Source organism: Solimonas aquatica (assembly GCF_900111015.1).
Taxonomy (GTDB): Bacteria; Pseudomonadota; Gammaproteobacteria; order Nevskiales; family Nevskiaceae; genus Solimonas; species Solimonas aquatica.
This window is the reverse complement of sequence record NZ_FOFS01000012.1, coordinates 75,190-97,723: the sequence shown is the minus strand read 5'-3', so window position 1 is coordinate 97,723 and position 22,534 is coordinate 75,190. Positions and strand designations below refer to the sequence as shown.

At 67.7% G+C, this 22,534-nt stretch carries 19 protein-coding genes and 1 tRNA gene; 5 read left to right on the top strand and 15 right to left on the bottom strand.

The genetic code is table 11. From position 1 onward, the window contains the following. Nucleotides 1-103: 103 nt before the first annotated feature. The gene (locus BMY12_RS15210) at nucleotides 104-2,164 is read right to left on the bottom strand and encodes a putative bifunctional diguanylate cyclase/phosphodiesterase (protein WP_177189025.1); all 2,061 of its coding nucleotides are present in this window, start codon (nucleotides 2,162-2,164) and stop codon (nucleotides 104-106) included. A 189-nt stretch (nucleotides 2,165-2,353) separates the two neighbouring features. On the opposite strand from BMY12_RS15210, the gene BMY12_RS15205 reads away from it, so the two are divergent. The 5 genes from BMY12_RS15205 (at nucleotide 2,354) to BMY12_RS15185 (ending at nucleotide 6,092) form a co-directional block, all read left to right on the top strand. Next, nucleotides 2,354-2,947, top strand: coding sequence for a Spy/CpxP family protein refolding chaperone (locus BMY12_RS15205; RefSeq protein WP_093288067.1), 594 nt, complete (start codon nucleotides 2,354-2,356; stop codon nucleotides 2,945-2,947). A gap of 193 nt (nucleotides 2,948-3,140) precedes the next feature. Then, nucleotides 3,141-3,836 (top strand): response regulator transcription factor, encoded by a 696-nt coding sequence (locus tag BMY12_RS15200; protein ID WP_177189024.1) that lies wholly within the window; start codon nucleotides 3,141-3,143, stop codon nucleotides 3,834-3,836. A 6-nt stretch (nucleotides 3,837-3,842) separates the two neighbouring features. Then, nucleotides 3,843-5,165, top strand: coding sequence for an ATP-binding protein (locus tag BMY12_RS15195; RefSeq protein ID WP_093288065.1), 1,323 nt, complete (start codon nucleotides 3,843-3,845; stop codon nucleotides 5,163-5,165). Between the two features lie 69 nt (nucleotides 5,166-5,234). After that, a tRNA-Ile gene (locus BMY12_RS15190) sits at nucleotides 5,235-5,311 on the top strand. A 67-nt stretch (nucleotides 5,312-5,378) separates the two neighbouring features. After that, a complete protein-coding gene (locus BMY12_RS15185) occupies nucleotides 5,379-6,092 on the top strand; it encodes a DNA-3-methyladenine glycosylase I (protein WP_177189023.1) in 714 nt (237 codons plus the stop codon). A gap of 12 nt (nucleotides 6,093-6,104) precedes the next feature. On the opposite strand, the gene BMY12_RS15180 is transcribed toward BMY12_RS15185, so the two are convergent. The 14 genes from BMY12_RS15180 to BMY12_RS15115 form a co-directional block, all read right to left on the bottom strand. Beyond that, on the bottom strand, nucleotides 6,105-6,743 hold the full coding sequence (locus BMY12_RS15180) for a glutathione S-transferase family protein (protein WP_093288062.1): 639 nt from the start codon (nucleotides 6,741-6,743) through the stop codon (nucleotides 6,105-6,107). Between the two features lie 97 nt (nucleotides 6,744-6,840). After that, complete coding sequence (locus BMY12_RS15175) at nucleotides 6,841-7,773, bottom strand: peptidoglycan-binding protein (RefSeq protein ID WP_093288060.1); 933 nt, start codon at nucleotides 7,771-7,773, stop codon at nucleotides 6,841-6,843. Between the two features lie 113 nt (nucleotides 7,774-7,886). Beyond that, on the bottom strand, nucleotides 7,887-9,566 hold the full coding sequence (locus BMY12_RS15170; protein ID WP_093288057.1) for an AMP-binding protein: 1,680 nt from the start codon (nucleotides 9,564-9,566) through the stop codon (nucleotides 7,887-7,889). 79 nt (nucleotides 9,567-9,645) lie between these two features. Then, a complete protein-coding gene (locus BMY12_RS15165) occupies nucleotides 9,646-11,355 on the bottom strand; it encodes an alkyl sulfatase dimerization domain-containing protein (protein WP_093288055.1) in 1,710 nt (569 codons plus the stop codon). 16 nt (nucleotides 11,356-11,371) lie between these two features. Continuing rightward, nucleotides 11,372-12,541 carry a glutathione S-transferase family protein gene (locus tag BMY12_RS15160; RefSeq protein ID WP_177189022.1) on the bottom strand — a complete coding sequence of 390 codons (1,170 nt, stop codon included), beginning with the start codon at nucleotides 12,539-12,541 and terminating at the stop codon, nucleotides 11,372-11,374. After that, nucleotides 12,538-13,650, bottom strand: a complete 1,113-nt coding sequence (locus BMY12_RS15155) for a glutathione S-transferase family protein (RefSeq protein WP_093288053.1) — start codon at nucleotides 13,648-13,650, stop codon at nucleotides 12,538-12,540. The genes BMY12_RS15160 and BMY12_RS15155 overlap by 4 nt, the downstream gene beginning before the upstream one ends. Further along, on the bottom strand, nucleotides 13,647-14,444 hold the full coding sequence (locus BMY12_RS15150; protein WP_093288051.1) for an SDR family NAD(P)-dependent oxidoreductase: 798 nt from the start codon (nucleotides 14,442-14,444) through the stop codon (nucleotides 13,647-13,649). Before BMY12_RS15150 ends, BMY12_RS15155 begins: the two co-directional genes overlap by 4 nt. Next, nucleotides 14,441-14,722, bottom strand: coding sequence for a hypothetical protein (locus BMY12_RS15145; RefSeq protein ID WP_093288049.1), 282 nt, complete (start codon nucleotides 14,720-14,722; stop codon nucleotides 14,441-14,443). The genes BMY12_RS15150 and BMY12_RS15145 overlap by 4 nt, the downstream gene beginning before the upstream one ends. Nucleotides 14,723-14,786: 64 nt before the next feature. Continuing rightward, entirely contained in the window at nucleotides 14,787-17,030 is a 2,244-nt protein-coding gene (locus BMY12_RS15140) for a DUF3604 domain-containing protein (RefSeq protein WP_093288046.1), read from the bottom strand. After that, entirely contained in the window at nucleotides 17,027-18,049 is a 1,023-nt protein-coding gene (locus tag BMY12_RS15135) for a HupE/UreJ family protein (RefSeq protein WP_093288043.1), read from the bottom strand. Before BMY12_RS15135 ends, BMY12_RS15140 begins: the two co-directional genes overlap by 4 nt. Further along, entirely contained in the window at nucleotides 18,046-18,918 is an 873-nt protein-coding gene (locus BMY12_RS15130; protein ID WP_093288041.1) for a peptidyl-prolyl cis-trans isomerase, read from the bottom strand. The genes BMY12_RS15135 and BMY12_RS15130 overlap by 4 nt, the downstream gene beginning before the upstream one ends. A gap of 197 nt (nucleotides 18,919-19,115) precedes the next feature. Next, entirely contained in the window at nucleotides 19,116-20,873 is a 1,758-nt protein-coding gene (locus BMY12_RS15125) for a sulfatase family protein (protein ID WP_093288038.1), read from the bottom strand. A 4-nt stretch (nucleotides 20,874-20,877) separates the two neighbouring features. Further along, on the bottom strand, nucleotides 20,878-21,921 hold the full coding sequence (locus tag BMY12_RS15120; RefSeq protein WP_093288036.1) for an MBL fold metallo-hydrolase: 1,044 nt from the start codon (nucleotides 21,919-21,921) through the stop codon (nucleotides 20,878-20,880). After that, the gene (locus tag BMY12_RS15115) at nucleotides 21,918-22,526 is read right to left on the bottom strand and encodes a 2-hydroxychromene-2-carboxylate isomerase (RefSeq protein ID WP_093288033.1); all 609 of its coding nucleotides are present in this window, start codon (nucleotides 22,524-22,526) and stop codon (nucleotides 21,918-21,920) included. Before BMY12_RS15115 ends, BMY12_RS15120 begins: the two co-directional genes overlap by 4 nt. Between the last annotated feature and the right edge of the window lie 8 nt (nucleotides 22,527-22,534).

The following is a 22,534-nucleotide window of genomic DNA, read 5'->3' as shown; positions in this document are numbered from 1 at the left end:
GCCAGGCCGGGGGCCAAACGGCTGAAGCGCAAGAATCACGCAGCGGCGCAAGGCGTGCGCGCCTTGGCGCGATTCCTTTTGGTTTTGGCCTCGGCGCAGCGCCTCAGGCCGCCAGAATGCCGGCCTCGTAGCCGCGCAGCCAGTCGATGATCTGCTCTTCCGGCAGGGCGCGGGTGAAGAAGAAGCCCTGCATGCGCCGGCAGCCGAGCTTCTGCATCAGGCGCAGATCGTCCTCGCTCTCCACGCCCTCCACCACCAGCGACAGCTCCAGCCGGCTGGCCAGATCCACCATGCTGCGGATGATTTCCTGCGAGCGGCGCTCGCGGGTGGCGTCACGCATCAGGCCATGATCGATCTTCAGCCCGTCGACGGCAAAGCGGTTCAGATGCGCCAGCGAGGAATAACCGGTGCCGAAATCGTCCAGCACGATGCGCAGGCCCATGCCGTGCATGCCGGACACCACCGCGCCCACGTCCTCGACATTGCCCATCAAGGCCGTCTCGGTGATTTCCGCCGCCAGCAGCTCCGCCGGCAGCTGCGTCTCCTGCAGCACGCGGCGGATGGTATCGATGACGTTGATGCGCAGCATGCGCGCCGAGAGGTTGAAGCCCAGGGTGATCTCCAGCCCCTGCTCGCGCCAGACCCGGGCGCTGCGGCAGGCGCGGCCCAGCACGCTGCGGGTCATTTCCTCGATCAGATCGGAGTTTTCGGCGATGGGAATGAATTCCGCCGGCAGAATCACGCGGCCGTCCGGCTGGCGCCAGCGCACCAGGGTTTCCACGCCAATCACCTTGCGCCGCGCCACGTCGACGATGGGCTGGAAATAGGGCACGAACTGGCCTTCGCGCAGGCCGCTGCGGATCTGCTCGGCCAGCGCCAGATGGCGGCGCAGGCGGTGGGTATGGCCGCGCTCGCCGAAACGCAGATGACCGCTGCCGTCGCCGCGCGCCAGACGCAGGGCCTCCAGGCAGACGTTGATGTATTCCTCGGGGTCGCGGGCGTCGTCCGGGTAATTGGCGGCGCCGGCGCTGGGCTCGACCAGGAAGCGCTGCTCGTCCACCTCCAGCGGCTGCGAGAGACGCTTGATGGCCTCGGCCGCGACGCGCTTGAGATCGGCGCGGGTCACCGCCTCGGCACTGCCGCGGTCCACCAGCACCGCGAGAATGTCGGAGTCCATGCGGAACACCTGCGTGGGCAGGGGATCGAGGTTGCGCAGGCGCTCGCCGGCATTGCGCATCATGGTCTCGGCCAGGCGCAGGCCGAAGCCGGAGCGGATGGTGCCGTACAGATTCAGGCAGATCACGATCAGACCGTGCGAGCCGTCGATCGGCCGCAGGCGCCGCACCTCGCGCAGCTCGGCTTCCAGACTGTTGCGGTTGGGCAGATGCGTGCCCGGATCCAGATAGGCGATACGGCGGATCTGGTCGGCCTGCGACTGGATGCGGCGCATGGCGCGCACGATGTCGCCGAACTCATCGGCGGTCTCGCGCATGGGCAGTTCCGGCTCGCGGCCCAGCAGCACCGCGTTGAGGTTGGCCGACATCACGCCCAGCGGTGCGATCAGGCGGCGCCAGGCCAGCAGCGAGGTGGCGGCCACCAGCAGCAGACAGCCGAACACCGCAGTCAGCGACAACATCAGGCCGCGCCGCATCTGCGCCAGGCCGTTGCTGACGCTGACCATGTTCATCGCCACATCCTGCTCCTGCAGGGCGGCGAGATCACGGAAGGTGCGCTGGAACAGCGCATCGGCGAGCACCCCGATCTGCCGGGCGCGCGCCTCGTCGATGGGCGGGCTGAGCAGGGGATCGAGCTGCGCGCTGCGTTCGGCGACGAAACGCCGCAGCTCGCTCACCGGCTCGTCGTCGTGCACCGGCATGAAGGCGAACTGGCTGACCACCACGGTCTTGGCGGCGCGCAGACGTTCGAGATGCGGCGTGGGATCTTCCTGCGCCTGCACCGATTCCTGCAGCGAATTGGCTTCCTGATGCAGGGACAGCAGCGCGCGCTGCACCAGTACCGCCATCGACACACGATTGCTGCGACCGAGCAAATGCGCCTCGATGTCGCGACCGACATCAAGCGTGGGCACCATCACCAGTCCCGCCAGCACAATGGCCAGGTTGACCAGGATCAGTACCAAGATCAGTTTTAGCCGAATCGTCATGCGCCTGCCTGCTCGCAAGTCCCTGCAGAACCTCGCGCCAAACCATTGTAAAGACTGTTTGCGCCGCCGCACAAACCGGCCGGCATCCGAGGGGTTTTTACCATTCTTTACAAACTGGCAGAGCATCATTGCACGCAGCGGCCCTATAACGTGGACGCCATAGATACCTGGCGTACCGGAGCCCCCACCATGAACACCCCCCGCCCGCTTGCCGTCCTGCTGCTGTGCCTGGCCGGCACCGGCAGCCTGACCGCCTCCACGCTGGCCGCCGCCGCGCCGCCCAGCGCTGAAGCACCCCCGGCCGACGCAGACGGCCCGCCTGAGCATCCGCATTGCCACGGCCCGCGTGACGGCGAGCGCGGCGACCGGGGACCGCGCCACTGGCGCGGCGAAGACCGCGGCCCCGGGCCGGAAGGCGCGCCGGTGCTGCGCCTGCTGCGCGGTCTGGACCTGAGCCAGGCGCAGCGCGACAAGATCCACGAGCTGATGCAGAAGAACCGCGCGCCGCATCGCGAGCTGATGGCACGCCGCTTCGCCCTGCACGAGGCCTTCGCCGATCTGGACCCGCTGGCGCCGGACTACCGCAAGAAGGTCGACAAGCTGGCCGGGGACGCCGCCGGTCTGGCCCAGGAAACCCTGCGCTTCGACGCCCGCGTCACCGCCGAACTGGTGGCGCAGCTGAGCCCGGAACAGGCCAAGACCCTGCAGTCGCGTCTGGCGGAGCGCCGCGAACAGTTGCAAGAGCGCCGCGAGCACCGCCGCGACGGCGAGGACCGCTCCTGAGCCCCGGGCTCGGGCCTGCGGGCGGCTTGCGGTGGTGGCTGCGTCCGGCCGCCGCCGCTGGCTTGGAATCACCAAGCGGCGCGTCTGCCGCCCTGCCCTGCGGCCCAGTTGGTTTTACTGGGGCCTCCGTCGCAGACGTGCGCAATTCACGGATAGGTTCTAAGGTGTCCGCGCCCTGTTTCCAGCCCCGCGCATGAACGACGCCAGCATTCCGATCCTGCTCGCCGACGACGACACCGGCTTCTGCGAGCTGCTCGGCGAATACCTGCGCGGCCAGGGCTTCGCCGTCACCGCCGTGCACGACGGCCAGGCGGCGATCGCGGCCGTGGAGCGCGGCGGCCATGCGGCCCTGGTGCTGGACGTGATGATGCCCAAGGCCGACGGCTTCCAGGTGCTGGAAAAGCTGCGCGCCAGCCACCGCATTCCGGTGGTGATGCTCACCGCGCGCGGCGAGGACGTCGACCGCATCGTCGGCCTGGAGCTGGGCGCCGACGACTACGTGGCCAAGCCCTGCAACCCGCGCGAGCTGGCGGCCCGGCTGCGCGCGGTGCTGCGCCGCACGCAGCTGGCCGGTGCGGAGCTGGCGCCGCTGCGTTGCGGCGATCTGGAGCTGCAGCCGGCCTCGCGCGGCGTGCGCGTCGACGGCCGCGCCGTGGACCTCACCGGTGCCGAATTCGACGTGCTGCGCGTGCTGGTCGAGCAGGCCGGCGAGATCGTCAACAAGGAAGAACTGTCCAAGCGCGCGCTCAACCGCCGCCTCGGCAGCTTCGACCGCTCCATCGACATGCACATCAGCCGTCTGCGCCAGAAGCTGGGTCCGCACGGCGACGGCAGCGCGCGCCTGCGCTCGGTGCGCAATCGCGGTTATCTCTACGCCAGGCCCGGCTGAGCACTCATGCGTCTGCGCGCCCGCCTCACCCTGTTCTTCAGCCTGGCCATCGTCGCCACGGTGCTGATCAGCTTCGCCATCGGCGCGCAGCTCTGGCGCCTGCGCCAGAACGAGTACGACGGTCGCGAAGAGGCCCAGCTGGCGCTGCAGCAGCTGCAGCTCGGCGACGAGGCACTGGAACACTGGCTGCGGCACATGCGCCGCAACGACGGCATCTGGCGCATGCTGCTCGACGAGCGCGGGCTGCCGGTGGTGGAACGCGGCCTGACCCCGCCGCCACGGCTGCGTGAGGCCCTGGCGGCCGTCAGCGAAAGCCGCAGCGGCGTGCTGCTGCCCGGCGGCGGCATCCTGCGTTCCACCACGGTGATTGCCGAAGACGGGCGCCGCTACCGCTGGATTGCCGTGCTGCCGCCGCCGCGCGGCGACGACATGCGCCGCATGGACACCCTGCTGCTGATCAGCATCGGCATCGCCGTGATGAGCATCCTGGCCTGGTATCTGGCGCGGCGTCTCACCCAGCCGATCGGCGCGCTGCGCGAAGCCAGCCGCGCGGTGGCCAAGGGCCAGCTGACGGCGCGCATCCCGGCCGGCGTGGTCGCGCGTCGCGACGAGATCGGTGAACTGGCGCAGGACTTCAATCTCATGGCCGAGCACCTGCAACGCCTGATCGAAGCGCAGCGCCAGCTGCTGCGCGATGTCTCGCACGAGCTGCGCTCGCCCCTAGCGCGCCTGCAGATCGCCACCGAGCTGGCGCGCGACACCCATCAGGCGCAGCACTTCGATCGCATCGAACAGGAAACCGCCCGCCTGGACGAGCTGATCGGCCAGCTGATCCTGCTGGCACGACTGGAGCACCAGAACACCGCCGCCAGCGAAGAACAGCTGGCATTGGACGAGCTGCTGGAAAGCATCTGCGAGGACGCCCGCTTCGAAGCCGCCGCGCGCCACATCGAAGTGCTCAGCGAGCTGTCGCCCGGCCTGCAGGTGAAGGCGCAGGCCAATCTGCTGCACAGCGCCATCGAAAACGTGCTGCGCAACGCCCTGCGCCACGCGCCCGAGCACAGCCGGGTGAGCCTACGCCTGCGCAGCGAGCGGCAGTGCGCGCTGATCGACATCGAGGACCAGGGCCCGGGCATTCCCGAGGACCAGCTCGAAGCGGTGTTCGAACCCTTCGTACGCGTCTCCCGCGCCCGCGAGCGCGAAAGCGGCGGCTACGGCCTGGGCCTGGCGATCAGCAAGCGCGTGATCGAAGCCCTGCACGGCCGCATCCTCGCGCAGAACCGTCGCGAAGGCGGCTTGCGCGTGCGCATCGAGCTGCCGCTGGCCTGAGGGCCGCGCCGCGCGCGACCTTCTTCGATTTCCTCCGCCGAGGCCTTAAGATGGCGCGCCGCGCAGACCGGGCCTTTAGCTCAATCGGTTAGAGCAGCGGACTCATAATCCGTTGGTTCTGGGTTCAAGTCCCAGAGGGCCCACCACTCAAGGGAAATCCGGCCGCCTGACATGCTGCGGCGCGGCTTTATGCGCATCGGGGAGCCAGCAAGCATGAGCAGCACGCGCAGCATTCCATTTGCCCCGATCCGCGCGCGCGCCGAAGCACGCAAGGGCGGCGCCAAGGCGCTCAAGAAGCTGTTGCCGGTGGTGGCCAAGCGCAAGGCCCTGGCGCAGCTTTCCGACGCGGCGGTGCTGGCGCAAATGAGCAAGCGGGTGTTCTGCGCCGGCTTCGCGTGGCGGGTGATCGATGCGAAATGGCCGGGTTTCGAGCAGGCTTTTCTCGGCTTCGATCCGGACAAGCTGGCGACCCGGCCGGACGCCTTCTGGACCAAGCTCAAGGCTGATACGCGCATCGTGCGCAACAGCGCCAAGATCCTCGCGGTGCGCGACAACGCGCGCTTCGTCTGCGCCATCGCCCAGGAGCACGACAGCTTCGGCCGTTTTCTCGCGAGCTGGCCGGCTTCCGATCAGATCGGTCTGCTGGCCACGCTGGCGCGACGCGGCAGCCGCCTGGGCGGCAACACCGGCCAGATGCTGCTGCGCTTTCTGGGCTGGGATGGCTTCGTGCTGTCGGGCGACGTGGTTGCCTGTCTGCGCGATGCCGGTCTGGATATCGCGCCGGAGGTGAAGTCGAAAGGCGATCTGGCGCGGGTGCAGGCGCAGTTCAATCACTGGGCCGATGAAACCGGCCTGCCTTACACGCATCTGTCGCGCATCTGCGCGATGTCGATCGGCGAGAACTATGCGGCGCAGGAACTGCAGTAAGCCTCGCGCCGCTCAATCCGCCTTCGCAAAATGCGCCAGCTGATCGGCATGCGCCTTGATGAAAGCCGGGCGCGCGGTGGCGCGGCTGAGGTAGTCGCGGCAGGCGGGGAACTCGCCGAGGCGCTCGAAGCGCTGCGGCAGGCGCAGCACATCGGCCATCAGGATGTCGGCCACTGAAAAGCTGCCTGCCAGCCATTGCCGCCCGGCCAGCACCTGCTCCAGAAAAAACAGCCGTGACTGCAGGAAACCGTCCAGGGCCCGCCACTCGTCCGTATCGCGGGAAAAGCCGGAGAACACGAAGATGGACCAGGGCAGGCTGGCCATCTCCACGGAGTTGAGCGCGGCGAACACCCATTGCGTGACCTCGGCGCGGCCTTGGGCCTCCGCCGGCATCAGCGCTGCACTGCGCTGCGCCAGATGCAGGAGGATGGCACCGCTTTCGAAGATCGACCGCTCGCCATCGGTAAGCCAGGGTACCTGCCCGAAAGGCTGATGCAGGTAATGCGCAGCCTCGCGCTGACGCATGGACTCGCCCTGCACGCGATAGCTCAGGCCCGCCTCCTCCAGCGCCCAGCGCACACGCAGGTCGCGCACATAGCCGCGCGGCATTTCCGGCACCCAGTCGAAGGTGTGGAGAATCAACTCGGACATCGACACCGCTCCGCTACGGATCCCGTCACACTATGCGGGCGCCTACCAGGGAATGCCAGTGCAGCTTGCACGTCCAGGTGCACCAGCGCGCAGGCCATCAGCCGACGATCTCCAGCACCAGCGCCGCATCGGCAATGCCGGTCGGCGGCAGGCCTTTCTTCTTTTGATACGTCTTGATGTGTTCGCCGCTGCTCTTGCCGAACACCCCATCGGCCTTGATCTCGGCGCCCTGCGCGGAAAGGCCAAGCTGCAGCAGGCGCACGTCCAGGCCGCGCGCCAGCGGACTCTGCAGACCCAGCGCGCGGCTGCCGGGCGCGGGGCCGTCGTAGCAGTGCGGCGGTGTGGCGCTGAGCGCGGCGGCGGACACTTCCACGCCGCGCACCACCAGCGGCAGATCCAGGCCCCACTCCTTGAGCTCGATCAGGCGCCGCATCGCTTCCATGCGATACACGGTGCCGCGCAGATCGGCGCGCGGATTGTTGCGCAGCCAGGCGTCGCGCTGCGCCACGTATTCGCTGATCCAGGCCTGCTCACCGGCGCTGCCCGGGCTGCCGCACTTGGCATTGGTGCGGTCGCGGATCAGCTTGAAGGCGCCATGCACCATGCTGTCGTACACCACCGCCATGCCCAGCGGCGTGACGATGCCCAGCGACTTGGCGGCGCGCTCGGCCGCCGCCCAGTAGACCTCGTCGAAGAACACATCCTGGGTCTCGCGCATCACCGGATCGTCGGCGCTGGCGCGCAGGATGTTGTGCAGATGCGGCTCGTGATCCAGGCTCAGATCACAGGCCTCGAAACGCGGCAGATAAGGTTTGAGCTGCGCGGAAAAGCGCGCGCCGGCATTGGCGCAGTAGCGCGCCAGCAGCATGGCGAGATTGCCCGAGCCCAGCGTGGTCTGCGAGCGGCCGAAGGTGAGATGACCGGTGTCGCCGGCAATGAGCGTGACATCACCGTACTCGCCCAGCGCGACGCCGGTCTCAAAAATGTTGACGATGGCCTGCGCGGTCTTTTTTTGCGTGGCGGTGAGCATGGCGAGTCAGCACTCCTTGGCTGGGTGATGGCGAGGCCGATCCTCGCACTGCGCGGCGTGGCGCAACTGTGCCGCAGTGCCGCTGCGCGAGCGCAGGCGACGGACAGCGCCGGCTATGACACGCGTCCGGCAAAATCCTGTTCCCAGAATTCCTGCGCGCGACGTCGCTCGTCCTGGCGCTGCATCTCCTGCACGCGCAGTTCCACGCGGCGGATCTTGCCGGAAATGGTTTTCGGCAGCTCCGCGAATTCCAGGCGGCGGATGCGCTTGTACGGCGCCAGCCGTGCGGCGGTGAAGGCCAGGATGTCGGCGGCCAGCTCCGGCGAAGCCACGTGCCCATGCCGCAGCATCACGAAGGCCTTGGGCACCGAGAGGCGCAGGTCATCGGGGCTGGGCACCACGGCCGCCTCGGCCACGGCCGGATGCTCGATCAGCACGCTCTCCACCTCGAAGGGGCTGATGCGGTAGTCCGAGGATTTGAAGACATCGTCGGCACGGCCCACATAGGTGTAGTAACCCTCGCCGTCCCGCATGGCGATGTCGCCGGTGCGGTAGTACGCGCCGCCCAGTGCGGCGGCGCTGCGCGCGGCATCGCCGTCGTAGCCGATGGTCAGCCCCAAGGGTCTGTCCTTGAGGCGGATGGCGATCTCGCCTTCCTCGCGCGGATTGCCGTCGGCGTCCAGCAGGGCGATCTCGAAACCAGGCAGCGGCCGGCCCATGGCGCCGGACTTCACGCGCTGCGCCGGTGAATTGCCGATCTGCGCGGTGGTCTCGGTCTGGCCGAAACCGTCGCGGATGGTGATGCCCCAGGCCTGGCGCACGCGATCGATGATTTCCGGATTGAGCGGCTCGCCGGCGCCGATCAGCTCGCGCAGGCGCACGGCATAGGCCTGCAGATCCTCCTGCACCAGCATGCGCCAGACCGTGGGCGGCGCGCACAGCGAGCTGACGCCGTAACGCACCAGCGTCTCCAGCAGCTGCGGAGCGTGGAAGCGCTGGTAGTTGAAGATGAACACACAGGCGCCGGCGTTCCAGGGCGCGAAGAAGCAGCTCCAGGCGTGCTTGGCCCAGCCCGGCGACGAGATGTTGAGATGAATGTCGCCAGGCTTCAGGCCCAGCCAGTACATGGTGGACAGATGCCCCACCGGATAGCTCTGGTGGCTGTGCAGCACCAGCTTGGGCTTGGAGGTGGTGCCCGAGGTGAAGTAGAGCAGCAGCGGATCGCTGGCCTGCGTGGGCGCATCGGCCGTGAACTGCGCGCTGGCGTTCTGTGCCTGGGCGAAGCTGCGCCAGGGCGCGGGCGCCTCGCCGACCACGATGCGCGTATACGGCCCCGGGAAGGCCTCGAACTTCGCAATCTGCGCCGCGCCGACGATCACATGGCCGACCCGGGCGCGCTCGAAGCGGTCTTGCAGATCTTCCGGTGTCAGCAGCGTGGTGGCCGGAATCACCACCGCGCCCAGCTTCATCAGGCCCAGCATCGCCTGCCACAGCGCCGGCTCGTTGCCCAGCATCAGCAGCACGCGGTCGCCGCGGCGCACGCCCTGCGCGCGCAGCCAGTTGGCCGCCTGACTGGAAAGCCGCGACAGCTCGGCGTAGGTATGGCGGTGCTCGCTGCCGTCTTCGTCCACGATCCACAGCGCCGGCGCGGCATTGTCCTGGGCCAGCACATCGAAGTAATCCAGCGCCCAGTTGAACTGCTGCAGCCGCGGCCAGCGAAACCCGGCATAGGCAGCCTGATAGTCCTCGCGATGATCGAGCAGAAACTGGCGGGCCTGGACAAAGGTGTTCACAAACCGCTCTCCGGCAAAATGGCAACAAGGCTTACCTATCACTTGTTAGGCTGTCCTTGCAACTCCGCCGGTCGGCCGCCTACTCCGGCGTGAACAGCTGCATGAAGCGCACGAACTCCAGCTTGTTGCCCTTCACCACGGAGAAGTCCCTGGCCACCGCCAGCGCCGGATTGCGCAGACCCGCCAGGGTTTCCTTGAACGCCTGTTCGCTGACGCGCACCTGCAGCTCGGCGTCCGGCGCGATGCCCGGCAGCACTTCGGAAACGCCACGACGCACGATGTAGGTGTAACGCGCATCGCTGCCTTCAAACTCGAAGGCCACGCGGATCACGCGATCCAGGCAGTCCTCGGCGTGCAGGTTCACCGCCATGCCGTCGAAGAAGATCGACAGCGGCATCGCCGCCAGCATCTGCGGCGTGGGACTGGCCTCGCGGCTCGGCAGCTTGATCTCGCCGGCGAGCTCGCGTGCGGCGCTGAAGTACCAGTCGCGGGCCGGGGCATTGGCCTCGGCGGCGCCGAGCGCACGCAGCGCGGCGATGCGGGCCTTGCGCGCGGATTCATTGCCGGCATTCACGCGCAGCACATAGCCGGACAGCTGCAGCACCCATTGCCAGTCCTGTGCGGCGAGCGCGTCCTGGATCTGCACATCCATGGCGGCCGCGCCGCCGGCGAGCTTGAGCATGTGCTGCGCTTCCGCCTGTGGCGGCAGCGGCTGCAGCGCGGCGGCGTCGCCACTGAACCAGCCGAGATTGCCGGTGAAGATGCTCTTCGCGCTCCACGAGGGCTTGCCGTAGAAGGGCTGCAGATAAGGCGAGGCCGCCAGCTGCGCGGGCAGCGTGAGCTGCGCGGCGATCTCATCGGGCGTGAGGCCGCGATTGATCAGGCGGATGCTCTGGTCGTAGACATAACGGATGGCGTCGCGATAGTCGGTCAGGGCCTGCGCAATCGCCGCCTCGCCGCTGAGCGGCCGCGTGTGGCTGGGCACCAGATAGCGCGCCTTGAGCGCACGCATGCGATCCAGGGACTCGGCCCAGAGCCTGGGATCGCGATAGCTGGTGCCCCGGATCGTGTAGAGATTGGGGAAGCTGCGGTAGAAGTTGTCGCCGCACAGCAGCACGCCGCGCTCGGGCAGCCACAGGTAGAGCTGATCGGCGGTTTCGCCCGGCGCATGCACCAGCTGGAAATGCACCCCGGCCACGGTGTCTTCCAGCTGCGCATCGAAGGTGCGCGTCGGCCGCAGCGTCGCCAGCTGCGAGTCGGCATGCAGGTCCAGAAAGCCGCCGATGCCCAGATTCAGGCGCTCGCCTTCCGGCAGATAGCTGCCGTACATGCGCAGCGAGCGGCGCGTGATGGCGGCGCGCAGTTCCGCCGCGGTCTTGTCCATATTGCGCGCCACGTCCTGCTGCGCGTAGACCGGGATGCCGCTGCCGGGCGGCGCGAACACCGCAGCACCGCCGATGTGGTCGGGATGCGAGTGCGTGTAGACCACGGCCTTGATCGGCTTGTCGCTGCGCTGGCGGAACAGCGCCAGCACCTTCTGCGCGGCCTGCGCCGATTCCATGGTATCGACGATGATCAGGCCGTCCTCGCCTTCGATCATGATCGAGTTGGCGATGCCGTAGCCGATGGCCTGATACACGCCGGGCGCGGCCTCGATCAGCTGCGGCTTGAATTCCTCGCTATGGGCGCGCAGGGCCTCGGGCGCGGCCACGGCACTTGCAGCCTTGGACGGCGCGCGCTCACAGGCCGCGAGCAGGCTCAGCAGCAGCAGGATGGATAAGCGGGGCATGCGAGAGGACTCCGGATCAGCGCGCGCGGCGCGCGCTCAGCTTGGGAAACTGCCAGTGGGTACCGGTGAAGAAGCGCCGCAGCGTTTCCAGACGCCCCACTTGCAGGGTCCGGCAGAAGGGCGGCTGGCAATCGCGATACAAGCCGGACTCGATGCGGCCATCCGCGAGCAGGAACTGCAGCGCGCCGCAGGCCTGCAGCTGCACATCCACCGCCGCGCGCGCCGCCGGCGCCAGGGCCTGGTGATGTGCCTGCAGCTGTTCACGACACCAGACGCGGTACTGCACCACCGGCAGCTTGCGATAACACGCGCCCTGCACCTCGAAATCGAAATGCCGGCGGCCTTCGCGCCAGGCGCGGGCATTGGCCAACAGGTAAGGCAGATAAGCCTCGCCCACATCGCGCAGCAGCGGCTGCCAGAGCGCGGGCAGCGTGCCCGGCGCCGGCCACGGCGCGGACACTTCGCTGCAGCGCGTGTTCCAGAGCCGTGCCACCCAGGCGAACACCGCCGGCGCACGCTGCTGCATGATCAGGCTGGGCGTGGGGTCCAGGCTGAAGTGTCGGAACATGGAAGCGAAGAAACCGAAGTCCGCCAGGCAAGGCCGGTCGCCGAGCAGGAAGGGCTGCTGCGCGAAGATGGCCTGCAGGCGATCCAGCGTATTCAGGTACACCGACTCCACATGCGCACGCGTGTCCGCCCTGACGCCATCGCCGCGCACATAGATGCGGCGCTGGCGCTCGCGCACCATCATCGCCAGCAGCCACTTGGGTGCAGGATGCGAGGACAGAAAGCTCTCCGCGAAGCGCCGCGAGTAGGCGTGCGCGTCCGTGGCATGGCTCCAGCGGTAATGCAGGGCCGGCCGCCACAGCCATTCATCGGCATAGTCTTCCAGCAGGCGGCAGAAGAAGGCCTGCACGGGATCATCCGGCAGCACCGCGCCAGCCGGATGCTCATGCTCCAGATGCTCGATGATGGGCGTGGAGTCGGCCAGCCACTCCGCGCGCGGCGTGCGCAGCACCGGCACCTTCATCAGACCGGTGTTGGGCAGGATCTCGTGCAGCAGCGCGCCGCGCCACTGCGGCTCCACGCAGACGTGGGGAATCTCCTTGTAGCGCAGATAGGCCTGCAGCTTGCCGCTGAAGTAGGAGATCCAGAAGAGATAAAGCGTGTACGGCGCCTGACTCACGTCTCGACCCAGAGCCGGTTGCGCTCGCGCTTCACCCGGTGCCGGATCCCGATCTGCAAGGCGTCCGGCGCCCCGACCCGCGCCAGCAGCGCATCGACGCTGGCGCGCTCGCCTGCATCCAGGCTGCGATAGTCGTCCAGGACGCGCTGCAGCATCCATTGCACATAGGGAAAGATGCCGCGCTCCTCCTCCACGCCTTCCAGCACGAAGCGATGCTTGCCGATCACGCGCGGCAGCTTCTGGCGCGCAGGATTGGCGGCGATCCAGGCGTCCAGCCTGGCCACGGTATCGCGCAGCACCGGGAACTGTGCGCTGAACACATCGCGCAGCACCGGCAGCAGGGTCTCGGGAATTTCATCGTTCGGCAGGAAGGCGCCGTAACGCGGCTGCTCGCTGTTCATGCGCTGCACCCATTCGTAAACCTTGGGCGCGCGGCGCTTCATCAGCGCCAGCGGATACAGATCGCGGCCCAGATGCGCGTAGAGCGGACCGATCAGGCCGAAGTCGCCGATGCTGGCGCGGCCGCCGAGCAGGTAATCGTGCTGCGCGAAGTGTGCATTGAGCTGGTCGAGCAGACGTTCATAAGCCTGTTCCACCGCCGGGATGCTGCGCGGCGTGACGCCGAGCATGGGCAGCGCGCCATTGAAGGGCTGGCAGAAGCGCTTGCCGGCGAGGCGGCGGATGAAGCGCGGCGCCCTGGGCGAGAGCAGCAGGCCGAAGTTTTCCAGCACCTCGTTGATGTGCTCGCGCTCGTGCCAGAAGCTCCAGCGGTAATGCATGCCGGGAATGATCAGCCACTCATCGCCGTACAGCTCCAGCAGCATGGACACCAGCCGCTGGCGCGGCGTGGCCGGATACACGCCATGATCCGGATAGCGCTGCTCCAGGAAGTCGATGGTCTCGGTGCTGTCCTGGATCACCACTTCATCGTCGGTCTGAATCACCGGAATGAACTTCACGCCGGTGCGCGGAATGATGAAGCTGTGAAACACCCGCAGCGTGGACACCACCTCGCGATACGGGATGCGCTTGTAGCGCAGATAGGCGCGGGTCTTGCCGCTGTAGTAGGAGTGCGGCAAGGCATAGAGCGTGACTTCCGGCGCGCTCATCCCAGCACCTTGTCGAGCAGGCCCGGCATCCAGCGCTTGGCGAAGTTGGCCATCACGGCCTCGCGGCCGATGCTGGCCACGGCCTCGTTGTGGCGGATGGCCTTGAGCGTGCGCTGCGCCACCTGCTCGGCGGTGAGTGTGGTGCGGGCGAAATCGCGATCCACTCGGGCGCGGCCGGCCGGCGTGTCCAGATCCCCCACCAGCTTCACCTTGCTCTGGATCGGGGTCTTCACGAAACCGGGACAGATCGTGCTCACGCCCACGCCATGACGGCGCAGCTCGCGGCGCAGCGATTCGCTCAGGCCCATCACCGCGAACTTGCTGGCGCTGTAGGTGGCCATGCCCGGCGCGCCGACATAGCCGGACACCGAAGCCATGTTCACCACATGGCCGCTGCGGCGCAGGACCATGCGCGGCACGAAGGCGCGGATCGCATGCACCACGCCCATGACATTGATCTCGTGCAGACGCCGCCAGTCCGCCGGCTCCACCTGCCAGCACAGACCGCCCATCACCACGCCGGCATTGTTGATGAGGATGTCCAGCGCCGGATGGCGCGCATGGATGGCATCGGCCATGGCCTGCATCTGCGCCTCGTCGCTGACTTCGGCGGGATACACCTCGACCTTGGCGCGCAGGGCCTCGCAGCGCGCACGCACCTGCGCCAGACGCGGCTCGTCGCGCGCGCTCAGGATCAGCTGCGCGCCTTCGGCGGCCAGCGCCAGGGCGAGCGCTTCACCGATGCCGCTGCTGGCGCCGGTGATCAAGGCCAGCTTGCCGCGAAAATCCCTCATGCGCTGTGCGCCTCGCTGAACGTGCCGCGACTCGCCGGCAGCCACCAGACGATGCCGAACAGCAGGGTCGGCAGCAGCAGGCGACCAAGACCGATGCCACGCGCCTTCACCGCTCGCGACGCCAGCGGAATCTCCAGCGCGTGCACGGCCAGGAGAATCAGGGAAATCATCAGCACGCTGTGCTCCAGCAGACCCTGCACGAGCAGCAGCAGCGCATAGCAATAGAACAGCACCATGCCCGCCATCAGGGCGAGCCAGAACTCCGATTTCTCCAGCATTTGAACTCCTCCATCATGGAAATATCTTTCCCTGGTGTTGACCGCTTCCCGAATATTTTTATGCTCAGCGTGCTCTGGGCTCGTACCAGATCGGCGAAGCCCAGGCGCGCTCCTCGATGGTATGGAAGGTGCGCGCGCCATGGAAGCTCCCCGGCGCGCCTTCGATCTTGCAACAACCCTCGTAACCGCGCAGACCGCTGCTTTCGGGGAACATGCCATTGGCCGCCGACAGCAGGCTGCAGTCCACCTGTCTGCTCAGGCACAGCTGCTCGCTCCAGCGGCAGCTGGGCACTTCCAGGGCGCGTGCGTAGTAGAAACTGTCACGGCCGGCGATGAAGTCCGGATCGCGCCAGACGGTGCACAGCTGCGCCGGATGGCTGCCGGCCTGCACGCTGCAATCCGTCTGCGAGGGCGGCCGCACCGTATCGCGGGTTTTCACCACGCCCGCGTACTCGCGGACCTTGGGTCTGCCGTCGCTGTCGTACCAGCCCTTGATCAGATCGATGCGCTGCAGCGGCGTGCCCGGCGTGTCGCCGCCCGGGTCCTGCATCGCCCACACCACCACATAGGGCGCGCCGGCACCCTCGGGCCGCGCCGGCAGATCGGCGCCCATGCGCGCGCCGGGCAGGCCTTGCGCAATCAGATCCTCGCCGCTGGCCAGGCGCTGGCAGATGTCGTCCGGCGGCGCCTGCCAGCTGGCGTAGCTGCGGATGCGGATGCGCGGACCGGAGGTGGCAAAGCTCTCGCCGCGCTGCAGCCCGTTCCAGATGTCCTCGCGCGTGTTCTGCTCCGCCCAGACGCCGGCCAGACCGCCGGGATTGAAGGCGCGGCCGCGATCGAGGAAACGCCGGTTCGTGCAGCTGGCGGGATCGGCCGGATCACCGTTCTTGTTGTCGCAGACCCAGTAACCGAGCTGATCCTTGGGCTCATCGTCGAGCACGCCGCCGTGGCCGCTCCAGCCTTTCTCCTGCACATTGCCGGGCGTGCCATTGTGGGTATCGGTGGAGCCGATGAAGGCCTGGCGATACGGGTTCACGCCATTCAAGGCCTGCTTGATCAGCAGGCCTTCGGCCAGGGCATTGCGCACCATGTCCAGCGGCGTCGTGCAGTTTTCGGTCGGACCGGAGCCGCCATCGACGCCCACGGTTTCGCAGAGACTCACCGAGAAGGTGGGCTGCTGGCGGTAATTGCAGAAGGGCGGATCGTTCAAGGCGTCGCCGCGGCAGTACTGCGCACAGACCGGCGGATCGTTGGGCAGGCCGGTGCACACGCTCTTGTTGAGCTCGAAGTCGCAGGCGCTTTCCTCGCCCTGCAGATACGGCCCTTCCAGGCCCACCGCGCATTCGGAATTGCCCTTGTGCTGATGAATCTCCACGGCGCGATCCATCTCCGCGCGCAGCTGCGCATCGGCCAGGGTCAGCGGATCCCCGTTGCGGCCCACCGGCAGACCATCGGACTGCGCGGCCAGAAACATGCGGCCGTCGGAAAGATTGGCGCTGTGCGGAATGGTCAGGGCCTGACAGCCGTCCTTCAGCACGCAGTTCTGCTGCAGATGATCGAACAGCCGCCATTCGTCGTTGGTGTTGTTCTCGATCAGCACATCGGTGACCTGCTCGGAACCGAACACATCACTCGGGATGTTGTCGCCCAGGAAAATCACGTTCCGGTGCAGCATCTGGCCTTTCTTCTGCGAGCTGTACTCATAGCCATGCAGCGTCGTGAAGCGGCAGGGCTCGTATTCCTCATCGGTGATCGTCACCTGCTGCTGCCAGGCAAAGCGCGTCAGCGGCAGATCGGTGAGGCCGGCGAGAATCAGCTTGGTGGCGAACGGCGTGTCGCCATTGACCAGGGCGTTGATGTTGTTGCGCGTGTTGTTGCCGATGAGATTGCAGGCGGGATTCACGCCGGTGGGCAGCGTACCGCCGACCTGGCAGATGCTGCGGAAGTCGCCCAGATACTCGGCGTGATCGGTGACGGCGGTGAAGTCCAGCGGCCGGTCCAGCTGCAGGCTGCGCTGCGCGGTATTGGGATCATCATCACCGGAAGGCAGGCCCGCCGGCTCGCCCTTGGCGAAGCGATAGGCCTCGCGCGGGCCGTTGATGGAATTGAAGAAGTAAGCGTCGAAGGAATCGCGCGTGTGCACATGCAGATCGCCGAAGTAGGCGTTCTTGATGCCGGCGACGCGATCGCTGCAACCGCCCGCCGGCGGGCGCGGAATATTGCTGCCGCCCGCCACCGGCTCGCTGCTGCCGCAGCTCACCAGCAGCAGCAGGCCCAGCACGATCAGAACCCGCTGGATGATCTTCATGCGTTCCAGACTCCCAGGACCTGCGCGCTGCGCTCGATGAACCAGGCCGCCGCGACACTGCCCATCAGCAGGTGCAAGGCGCCGGCCAGCTGCGGCATCCGCAGCGGCGTGGCACGACGCAGCAGCGCGTGGAGCACAGCCAGACTGGCGATGAACGCGAGCTGGCCCAGCTCCACCCCGAGATTGAACAGCAGCAGCGCCCAGGCCTGCGCCTGTTCGGGCAGACCGGTGTCGCGCAGCGCGCCGGCAAAGCCGAAGCCATGCAGCAGGCCGAAGCTGAAAGCCACCAGCCAGGGCTTGCGGAAGCTCAGGGTGTCGGGCGGTTTGCCGGCGGCGCGCGCCAGCTCCACCGCCAGCAGGAGAATGGACAGCGCGATCAAGGCTTCCACCGGTGCCGGCGGCAGGCTGTAAGCGCCCAGCACCGCCAGCGAGAGGGTGAGGCTGTGGGCGAACGTAAAGGCCGTGACGGTGGCGATCAGCACCCGGCGGCGCGCGCCGCTGCGCCGCCAGACCAGCAGCAGGCCGAGCACGAACAGCAGATGATCGGGGCCGAGCAGGATGTGGCGGATGCCGATCGGCACATAGGCCAGCAGACCCCGCGCCGGCTGCTGCACGCCCTGCGCTTCGAGATGCACACGCGGATACTCGCGGCTCACCGCGTAGCTGGCCTCGCGGCCATCGGCAAAGCGAGCAGTGACCAGGCCATCCGGCACCAGGGCGCTGAAGCCCTGCAGTTCCAGGCTCAGGCCATCGAGGCCCTGGGCACAGCGCAGACGCGAGCGCTGCAGCAGGCTTTCGCCGCTCAGGCTGTTCTCGGGCGCGCCGAGATGGCGGCAGTCCGCCGGCAGCTTGAGCTGCAGCGCTGCGACATCGCCGCTGCGGAACACCGGCAGCTTCAGGCGCGCCTCGATGCTGGCATCCGGCAACTCGCTCAAGCCCAGAAACACCGGCCGCATCTCATGCGCCCGCGCCGGACCCAGCAGCAGCAGGCACAGCAGCGCGAGCAGCAGACGGTTCACGAGATCGGCGCCAGCTGCACGCGATAGCGCTGGCGCAGGGCTTCGAGCGTCTTGCGATTGGCGGCCTCGCGCTGCGCCTGCCGGCAGTCCACCCGCAGGCGTGCGCGCACCTCATCCAGGGTTGCGTCGCGGCCCGGCTCGCGCGCGATCAGGCGCAGCAGATGCAGGCCCAGGCCTGAGGCCACGGGGGCCGACCATTGTCCGGGCGGCAGCGTCTCCAGCGCCTGCGCCACCGCGCTGCCGTACTGGCGGCGGATTTCGCTGGCGGTCTGCGCGTTCTGCGGCGCGGTGAAGGGCAGCGGATCACCGAGCCCGCGCGGGTTTTCGGGCCGTGTCTGCAATCGGGCCTGCAGCCGTGCTGCGCGCGCCGCCACATCACCCTCCGCGCTGCGCTCGCGGCTCACATAAACCTGCTCGAAGCGGTAGCGCGGCGGCTGCGCGTAGCGCTGCGCATGCGTCTGCAGATACTGCGCCAGCTCGGCCTCGCTGGGTTCGGGCAAGGGCGTGCTGTCTTCCAGCAGGAAGCGCATCTTCTGCTGCAGCTCGCGACGCACGATGGGATCGCCGCGATCCAGGCCCAGGGCCAGGGCTTCGCGATAGAGGATTTCATCGTCTACCCAGCGCTGCGCCAGCTCGCGCAGCTGCTGCACATCCGGCTCGCGACCATAAGCCTCGCGATAACTCGCGCGCAGGCTGTCGAGCTGCGCGGCCGGCAGTTCGATCAGCGTCGCCGGGCTTTGCGTGCCGGAGAGGGCCGGCGCAATGAAGTGCTGCGCGAGCAACAGCGCCGCGCCAGCCAGCAGGAACTGCAGCAAGGGCTCGCGCAGGCTGCGCGAGATCAGAGCCCCGAGCCTGACGCGCGCGGTCATGGTGCGCGCACTTGACTCCCCTCTCCCCTCGCGGGAGAGGGGTCGGGGGAGAGGGGGCGCGTCGCCAGATCAGGCGGCAGTCGCCCCCTCTCCCCGGCCCTCTCCCGCAAGGGGAGAGGGAACAGATGGGCGGACAAACGCTGCGTGTCGCGCAGTTCCAAAGCCATTTCGCGCTGGGCGGCTCTCATCTCAGGCGTTCAGAGCCGATACATGAAATCCGGCCCCGGATGTTCGCGGCCGTCGTCTTCGCCGATCTCCTGCGCGATCAGGGCATTGGTCTTGGCGTTGAGCTGCAGCAGCAAGTCCTTGTGCGCCTCGGGCTGCGCGGCGAGGTTCACCACCTCGTCGGGATCGCTCTGCGTGTCGTACAGCTCCAGCTCGTTGTGTGCCAGCAGGGTCTGCCAGTCCTTGGGAATGTGATGCTCGGCCGGCTTGAAGTAACGCGCGAACTTGTAGCGCCCGTCATGCACACCGCGAAACAGTGCCGGCTGATCCAGGCGCGGATGCAGGCGGCCCTCTTTCAGATTGGCCTTGAACAGCGACCACCAGCTGGCGTCCTCATGATTGGCCATGATGGTGCGCGCGCCTTCGGGATCGATGTACAGCGTGGTGTTGTAGTCGTAGAGCACGCCGGATCGATCACGCGCGGTGCGTGCGCTCGCGGAAGCCAGCGCCGGCGTGAGATCCACGCCCTTGAGCTGCGGATAACGCGCGGCGCGCTGTGCGTCCGAGACGCCGGCAATCGACAGCAGCGTGGGCACCAGATCGATGGTGCCGCCCAGAGCATCGCTCATCACGCCGCCGGCGTATTCGGGATGCCGCACGATGAAGGGCACGCGCACGTTTTCCTTGTACATGGTCGGGCCCTTCTGGCGCAGACCATGGGCGCCCAGCATCTCGCCGTGATCGGCGGTGTAGATGATCACGGTGTTCTGATCCAGCTTCAGAGCCTGCAGCGTCTGCAGCAGCGTCAGCACATGTGCGTCCACGTCGCGGATGCAGTTGTAGTAGTAGCTCTGGTAATGCCGCCAGCGGCGCTCGTCGCGGCGGTCCAGATGGCCGTAGAGATCGTTGCAGAAATCCACGTAGGAGCGATGCGCCCAGGGCTTGGTCTTCAGATCGTCCGTGTAGAAGCTGCGCGGCAGCGGCAGCTCCCAGAGCTTTTCATACACACCGCCGCGCGGCGGCGGCGTCAGCGGCGCGAGGAAGTAGCGATCCAGACGCGTATCGGCCTGCTGCCCATCGTCGTCATCGAAGAACACGATGTCATGCGGGTTGACGAAGTTCACCGCCAGGAACCAGGGCCGGTCCAGCTGCGTGCCCTTGTGCCCGAGCCACTGCGCGGCATCGGAGGCGATCTCGCCGTCGAACTTGTAGCCGGTCCAGTTGGCGCCATCGGCGATGCCGTTGTGGCTGTAGTCGGAAAAGCCAAAAGGCTCCAGGGCCTCGTGCGCGCTCTGGAACGGACCGTAGCGCACGTTCACGCCGGTGGGCACATCGCTCAGATGCCACTTGCCCTTGTAGGCGGTGTAGTAGCCCTGCTCGCGCAGCATCTGGCCGATGGTCGGCACCGGCTTGAGCTTGGGAAAGGGCGGCGCGCCGATGTTGGAAGTCACGCCGGTGTGCTGGGTGTGCAGGCCGGTGTAGATCGAGGAGCGCGAGGGCGAACAGGGCGTGGTGTGAACCTGGAAATTGTTGAAGCCGGTGCCGCGCTCCAGCAGCCATTCATGCGCATTCAGGCCCAGGCCCTGCGGCAGATCGTTCCAGCCGCGCTCCTGATCCGTGACGATCAGCAGAATGTTCGGGCGGCGCTGCGCGCCGCCGGGCAAGGCGGCCGGGGCGGCGTTCTGCAGCGGACTGCCGGCGAGCGCGGCACCGGCCAGCGCGGCACCACCGAGCGCCAGACGCTTGTTGAAATCGCGGCGATTGAGCGCCGCGGGTTTGTCTTCCGACATCGGTTTACTCCTGCGGCGACAGATCAAAGCGCATGCCGTCCTCACCCAGCAGCAGCTTGCCGCTGTAGACCTCGCGCGTGCCTTCGAGGAACAGATGCCGCGCCAGCGCATTGGGCAGCGGCGGAAAGATATGCGTGAGCACCAGTTCTTTGACGCCCGCCGCCTGCGCCAGCTGCGCGGCCTGCAGGGGCGTGGTGTGGTAGTCGCCGACATCGTGCGCGAGCTTGGCGGTGCGCGCCTGCCCGAGCGCCGCCGCGCGCTGCACGGCGCGTTCGGTGAAGCGCGTGGACAGCGCCTCGTGCAGCAGCAGATCGGCATTCCGGGCGTTCACGCGCACGGACTCGGCCGGTCTGGTGTCGCCGCTGATCACGACCGTGCGGCCACGATAGCGGATGCGATAGCCATAGGCATGATCCACCGGCGCATGATCCACCGCGAACACGCTGACCTCCAGATCGCCGGCGCTGAACACGCGCTGCGCCTGCGTGCCCTGCGGCGGCGCCAGGGGGTGGGCGCGGGCCGGCGCCGCCGCACCGGGCATGTAGGTCTCGCCGTGATGCGCGACGCGATAGCCCACATCATGCGCATAGACCTGCGCAAAACCCTGCAGCACGTCCTCGATGCCCGGCGGACCGTAGACATCCAGCGGCTGCTTGCGGCCGGCGATCCAGCTCTGCTCGATGGCCTCGCCCAGCTCACCGATGTGATCCGAATGCAGATGCGTGATCAGCACCGAGGAGAGTCGCGACAGCGGCAGGTTGAGGCCGTCGAGCACGCGCCAGGAACCCGGACCGGCGTCGATGAGAATGAACTGGCCGCCGGCGAGCACCGCCGTGCAGGGACCGGCGCGATCCGGATCCGGCAGCGCCGCCGCCGTGCCGCAGAGCAGCACATGCAGCCGGCCGTCATCGAGCAGGCGCGCATCGACGCGTTGCAGATTGGCGTCGATGCGCTGGCGGGTGACGGCCTCCAGCAGCGGCGCGCACAGCGCATAGAGCACGCCGGCCACGATCAGCGGCAGCAACAGCAGCAGGCTTGCGCGTCTCATGCGGCCACTCTCCCCCGGCGCAGGCGGCCGGCGGCGCGCAGCGCGCCTTCCAGATCCTCGATGCGATCCTGCCCCCAGTACAGCTGGTTCTGATAATGCAGGGTCGGCACGCCCCAGTGCCCCAGCTGCGCCAGGCGCGCGGTGTTGTCTTCCACACGCTGGCGGTATCCGGCATTGCCGATCGCCTCACGGCAGGCGCTCCAGACCAGACCGGCGGCTTCGCAGATTTCGCGCAGACGGTCGTCACGACGCACATCGCAGCCCTCGCCCCAGATCGCACGCGCGGCGCGCTTCACGAACACCGCGAGGTGGCCCTGGCGCTGCGCGTACTCGGCGATGCACAGGCAGCGCCACACGCCCTCGCCCAGGGGATCGAAGATCGGCCCGAAGGGCAGGCCCAGGCGCTGCGCCTCGCGCGCGGCATCGCGCAGGATGTAGAGCTGCTTGGCGCGCGGCAGCGGCTGGCCGCGCATGGCCATCGGCCGCACGCCGCGCCAGACCAGTTCGATGTCATAGCGCTCCGGCAGCTCGAACACGCGCGGCGCGGCCAGATAGGAATACGGGCTGCGGAAGGAAAAGAAGAACTCGACTTGCGATGCAGGCATGCCCTGGT

What these genes read in the sequence shown, in the direction of transcription:
- BMY12_RS15205 (WP_093288067.1), top strand. Translation starts at nt 2,354, where the DNA reads ATGAACACCCCCCGCCCGCTTGCCGTCCTGCTGCTGTGCCTGGCCGGC.
- BMY12_RS15115 (WP_093288033.1), bottom strand. Translation starts at nt 22,526, where the DNA reads ATGCCTGCATCGCAAGTCGAGTTCTTCTTTTCCTTCCGCAGCCCGTAT.
- BMY12_RS15175 (WP_093288060.1), bottom strand. Translation starts at nt 7,773, where the DNA reads ATGCTCACCGCCACGCAAAAAAAGACCGCGCAGGCCATCGTCAACATT.
- BMY12_RS15120 (WP_093288036.1), bottom strand. Translation starts at nt 21,921, where the DNA reads ATGAGACGCGCAAGCCTGCTGCTGTTGCTGCCGCTGATCGTGGCCGGC.
- BMY12_RS15125 (WP_093288038.1), bottom strand. Translation starts at nt 20,873, where the DNA reads ATGTCGGAAGACAAACCCGCGGCGCTCAATCGCCGCGATTTCAACAAG.
- BMY12_RS15200 (WP_177189024.1), top strand. Translation starts at nt 3,141, where the DNA reads ATGAACGACGCCAGCATTCCGATCCTGCTCGCCGACGACGACACCGGC.
- BMY12_RS15155 (WP_093288053.1), bottom strand. Translation starts at nt 13,650, where the DNA reads ATGAGCGCGCCGGAAGTCACGCTCTATGCCTTGCCGCACTCCTACTAC.
- BMY12_RS15195 (WP_093288065.1), top strand. Translation starts at nt 3,843, where the DNA reads ATGCGTCTGCGCGCCCGCCTCACCCTGTTCTTCAGCCTGGCCATCGTC.
- BMY12_RS15140 (WP_093288046.1), bottom strand. Translation starts at nt 17,030, where the DNA reads ATGAAGATCATCCAGCGGGTTCTGATCGTGCTGGGCCTGCTGCTGCTG.
- BMY12_RS15145 (WP_093288049.1), bottom strand. Translation starts at nt 14,722, where the DNA reads ATGCTGGAGAAATCGGAGTTCTGGCTCGCCCTGATGGCGGGCATGGTG.
- BMY12_RS15185 (WP_177189023.1), top strand. Translation starts at nt 5,379, where the DNA reads ATGAGCAGCACGCGCAGCATTCCATTTGCCCCGATCCGCGCGCGCGCC.
- BMY12_RS15165 (WP_093288055.1), bottom strand. Translation starts at nt 11,355, where the DNA reads ATGCCCCGCTTATCCATCCTGCTGCTGCTGAGCCTGCTCGCGGCCTGT.
- BMY12_RS15150 (WP_093288051.1), bottom strand. Translation starts at nt 14,444, where the DNA reads ATGAGGGATTTTCGCGGCAAGCTGGCCTTGATCACCGGCGCCAGCAGC.
- BMY12_RS15210 (WP_177189025.1), bottom strand. Translation starts at nt 2,164, where the DNA reads ATGACGATTCGGCTAAAACTGATCTTGGTACTGATCCTGGTCAACCTG.
- BMY12_RS15130 (WP_093288041.1), bottom strand. Translation starts at nt 18,918, where the DNA reads ATGACCGCGCGCGTCAGGCTCGGGGCTCTGATCTCGCGCAGCCTGCGC.
- BMY12_RS15180 (WP_093288062.1), bottom strand. Translation starts at nt 6,743, where the DNA reads ATGTCCGAGTTGATTCTCCACACCTTCGACTGGGTGCCGGAAATGCCG.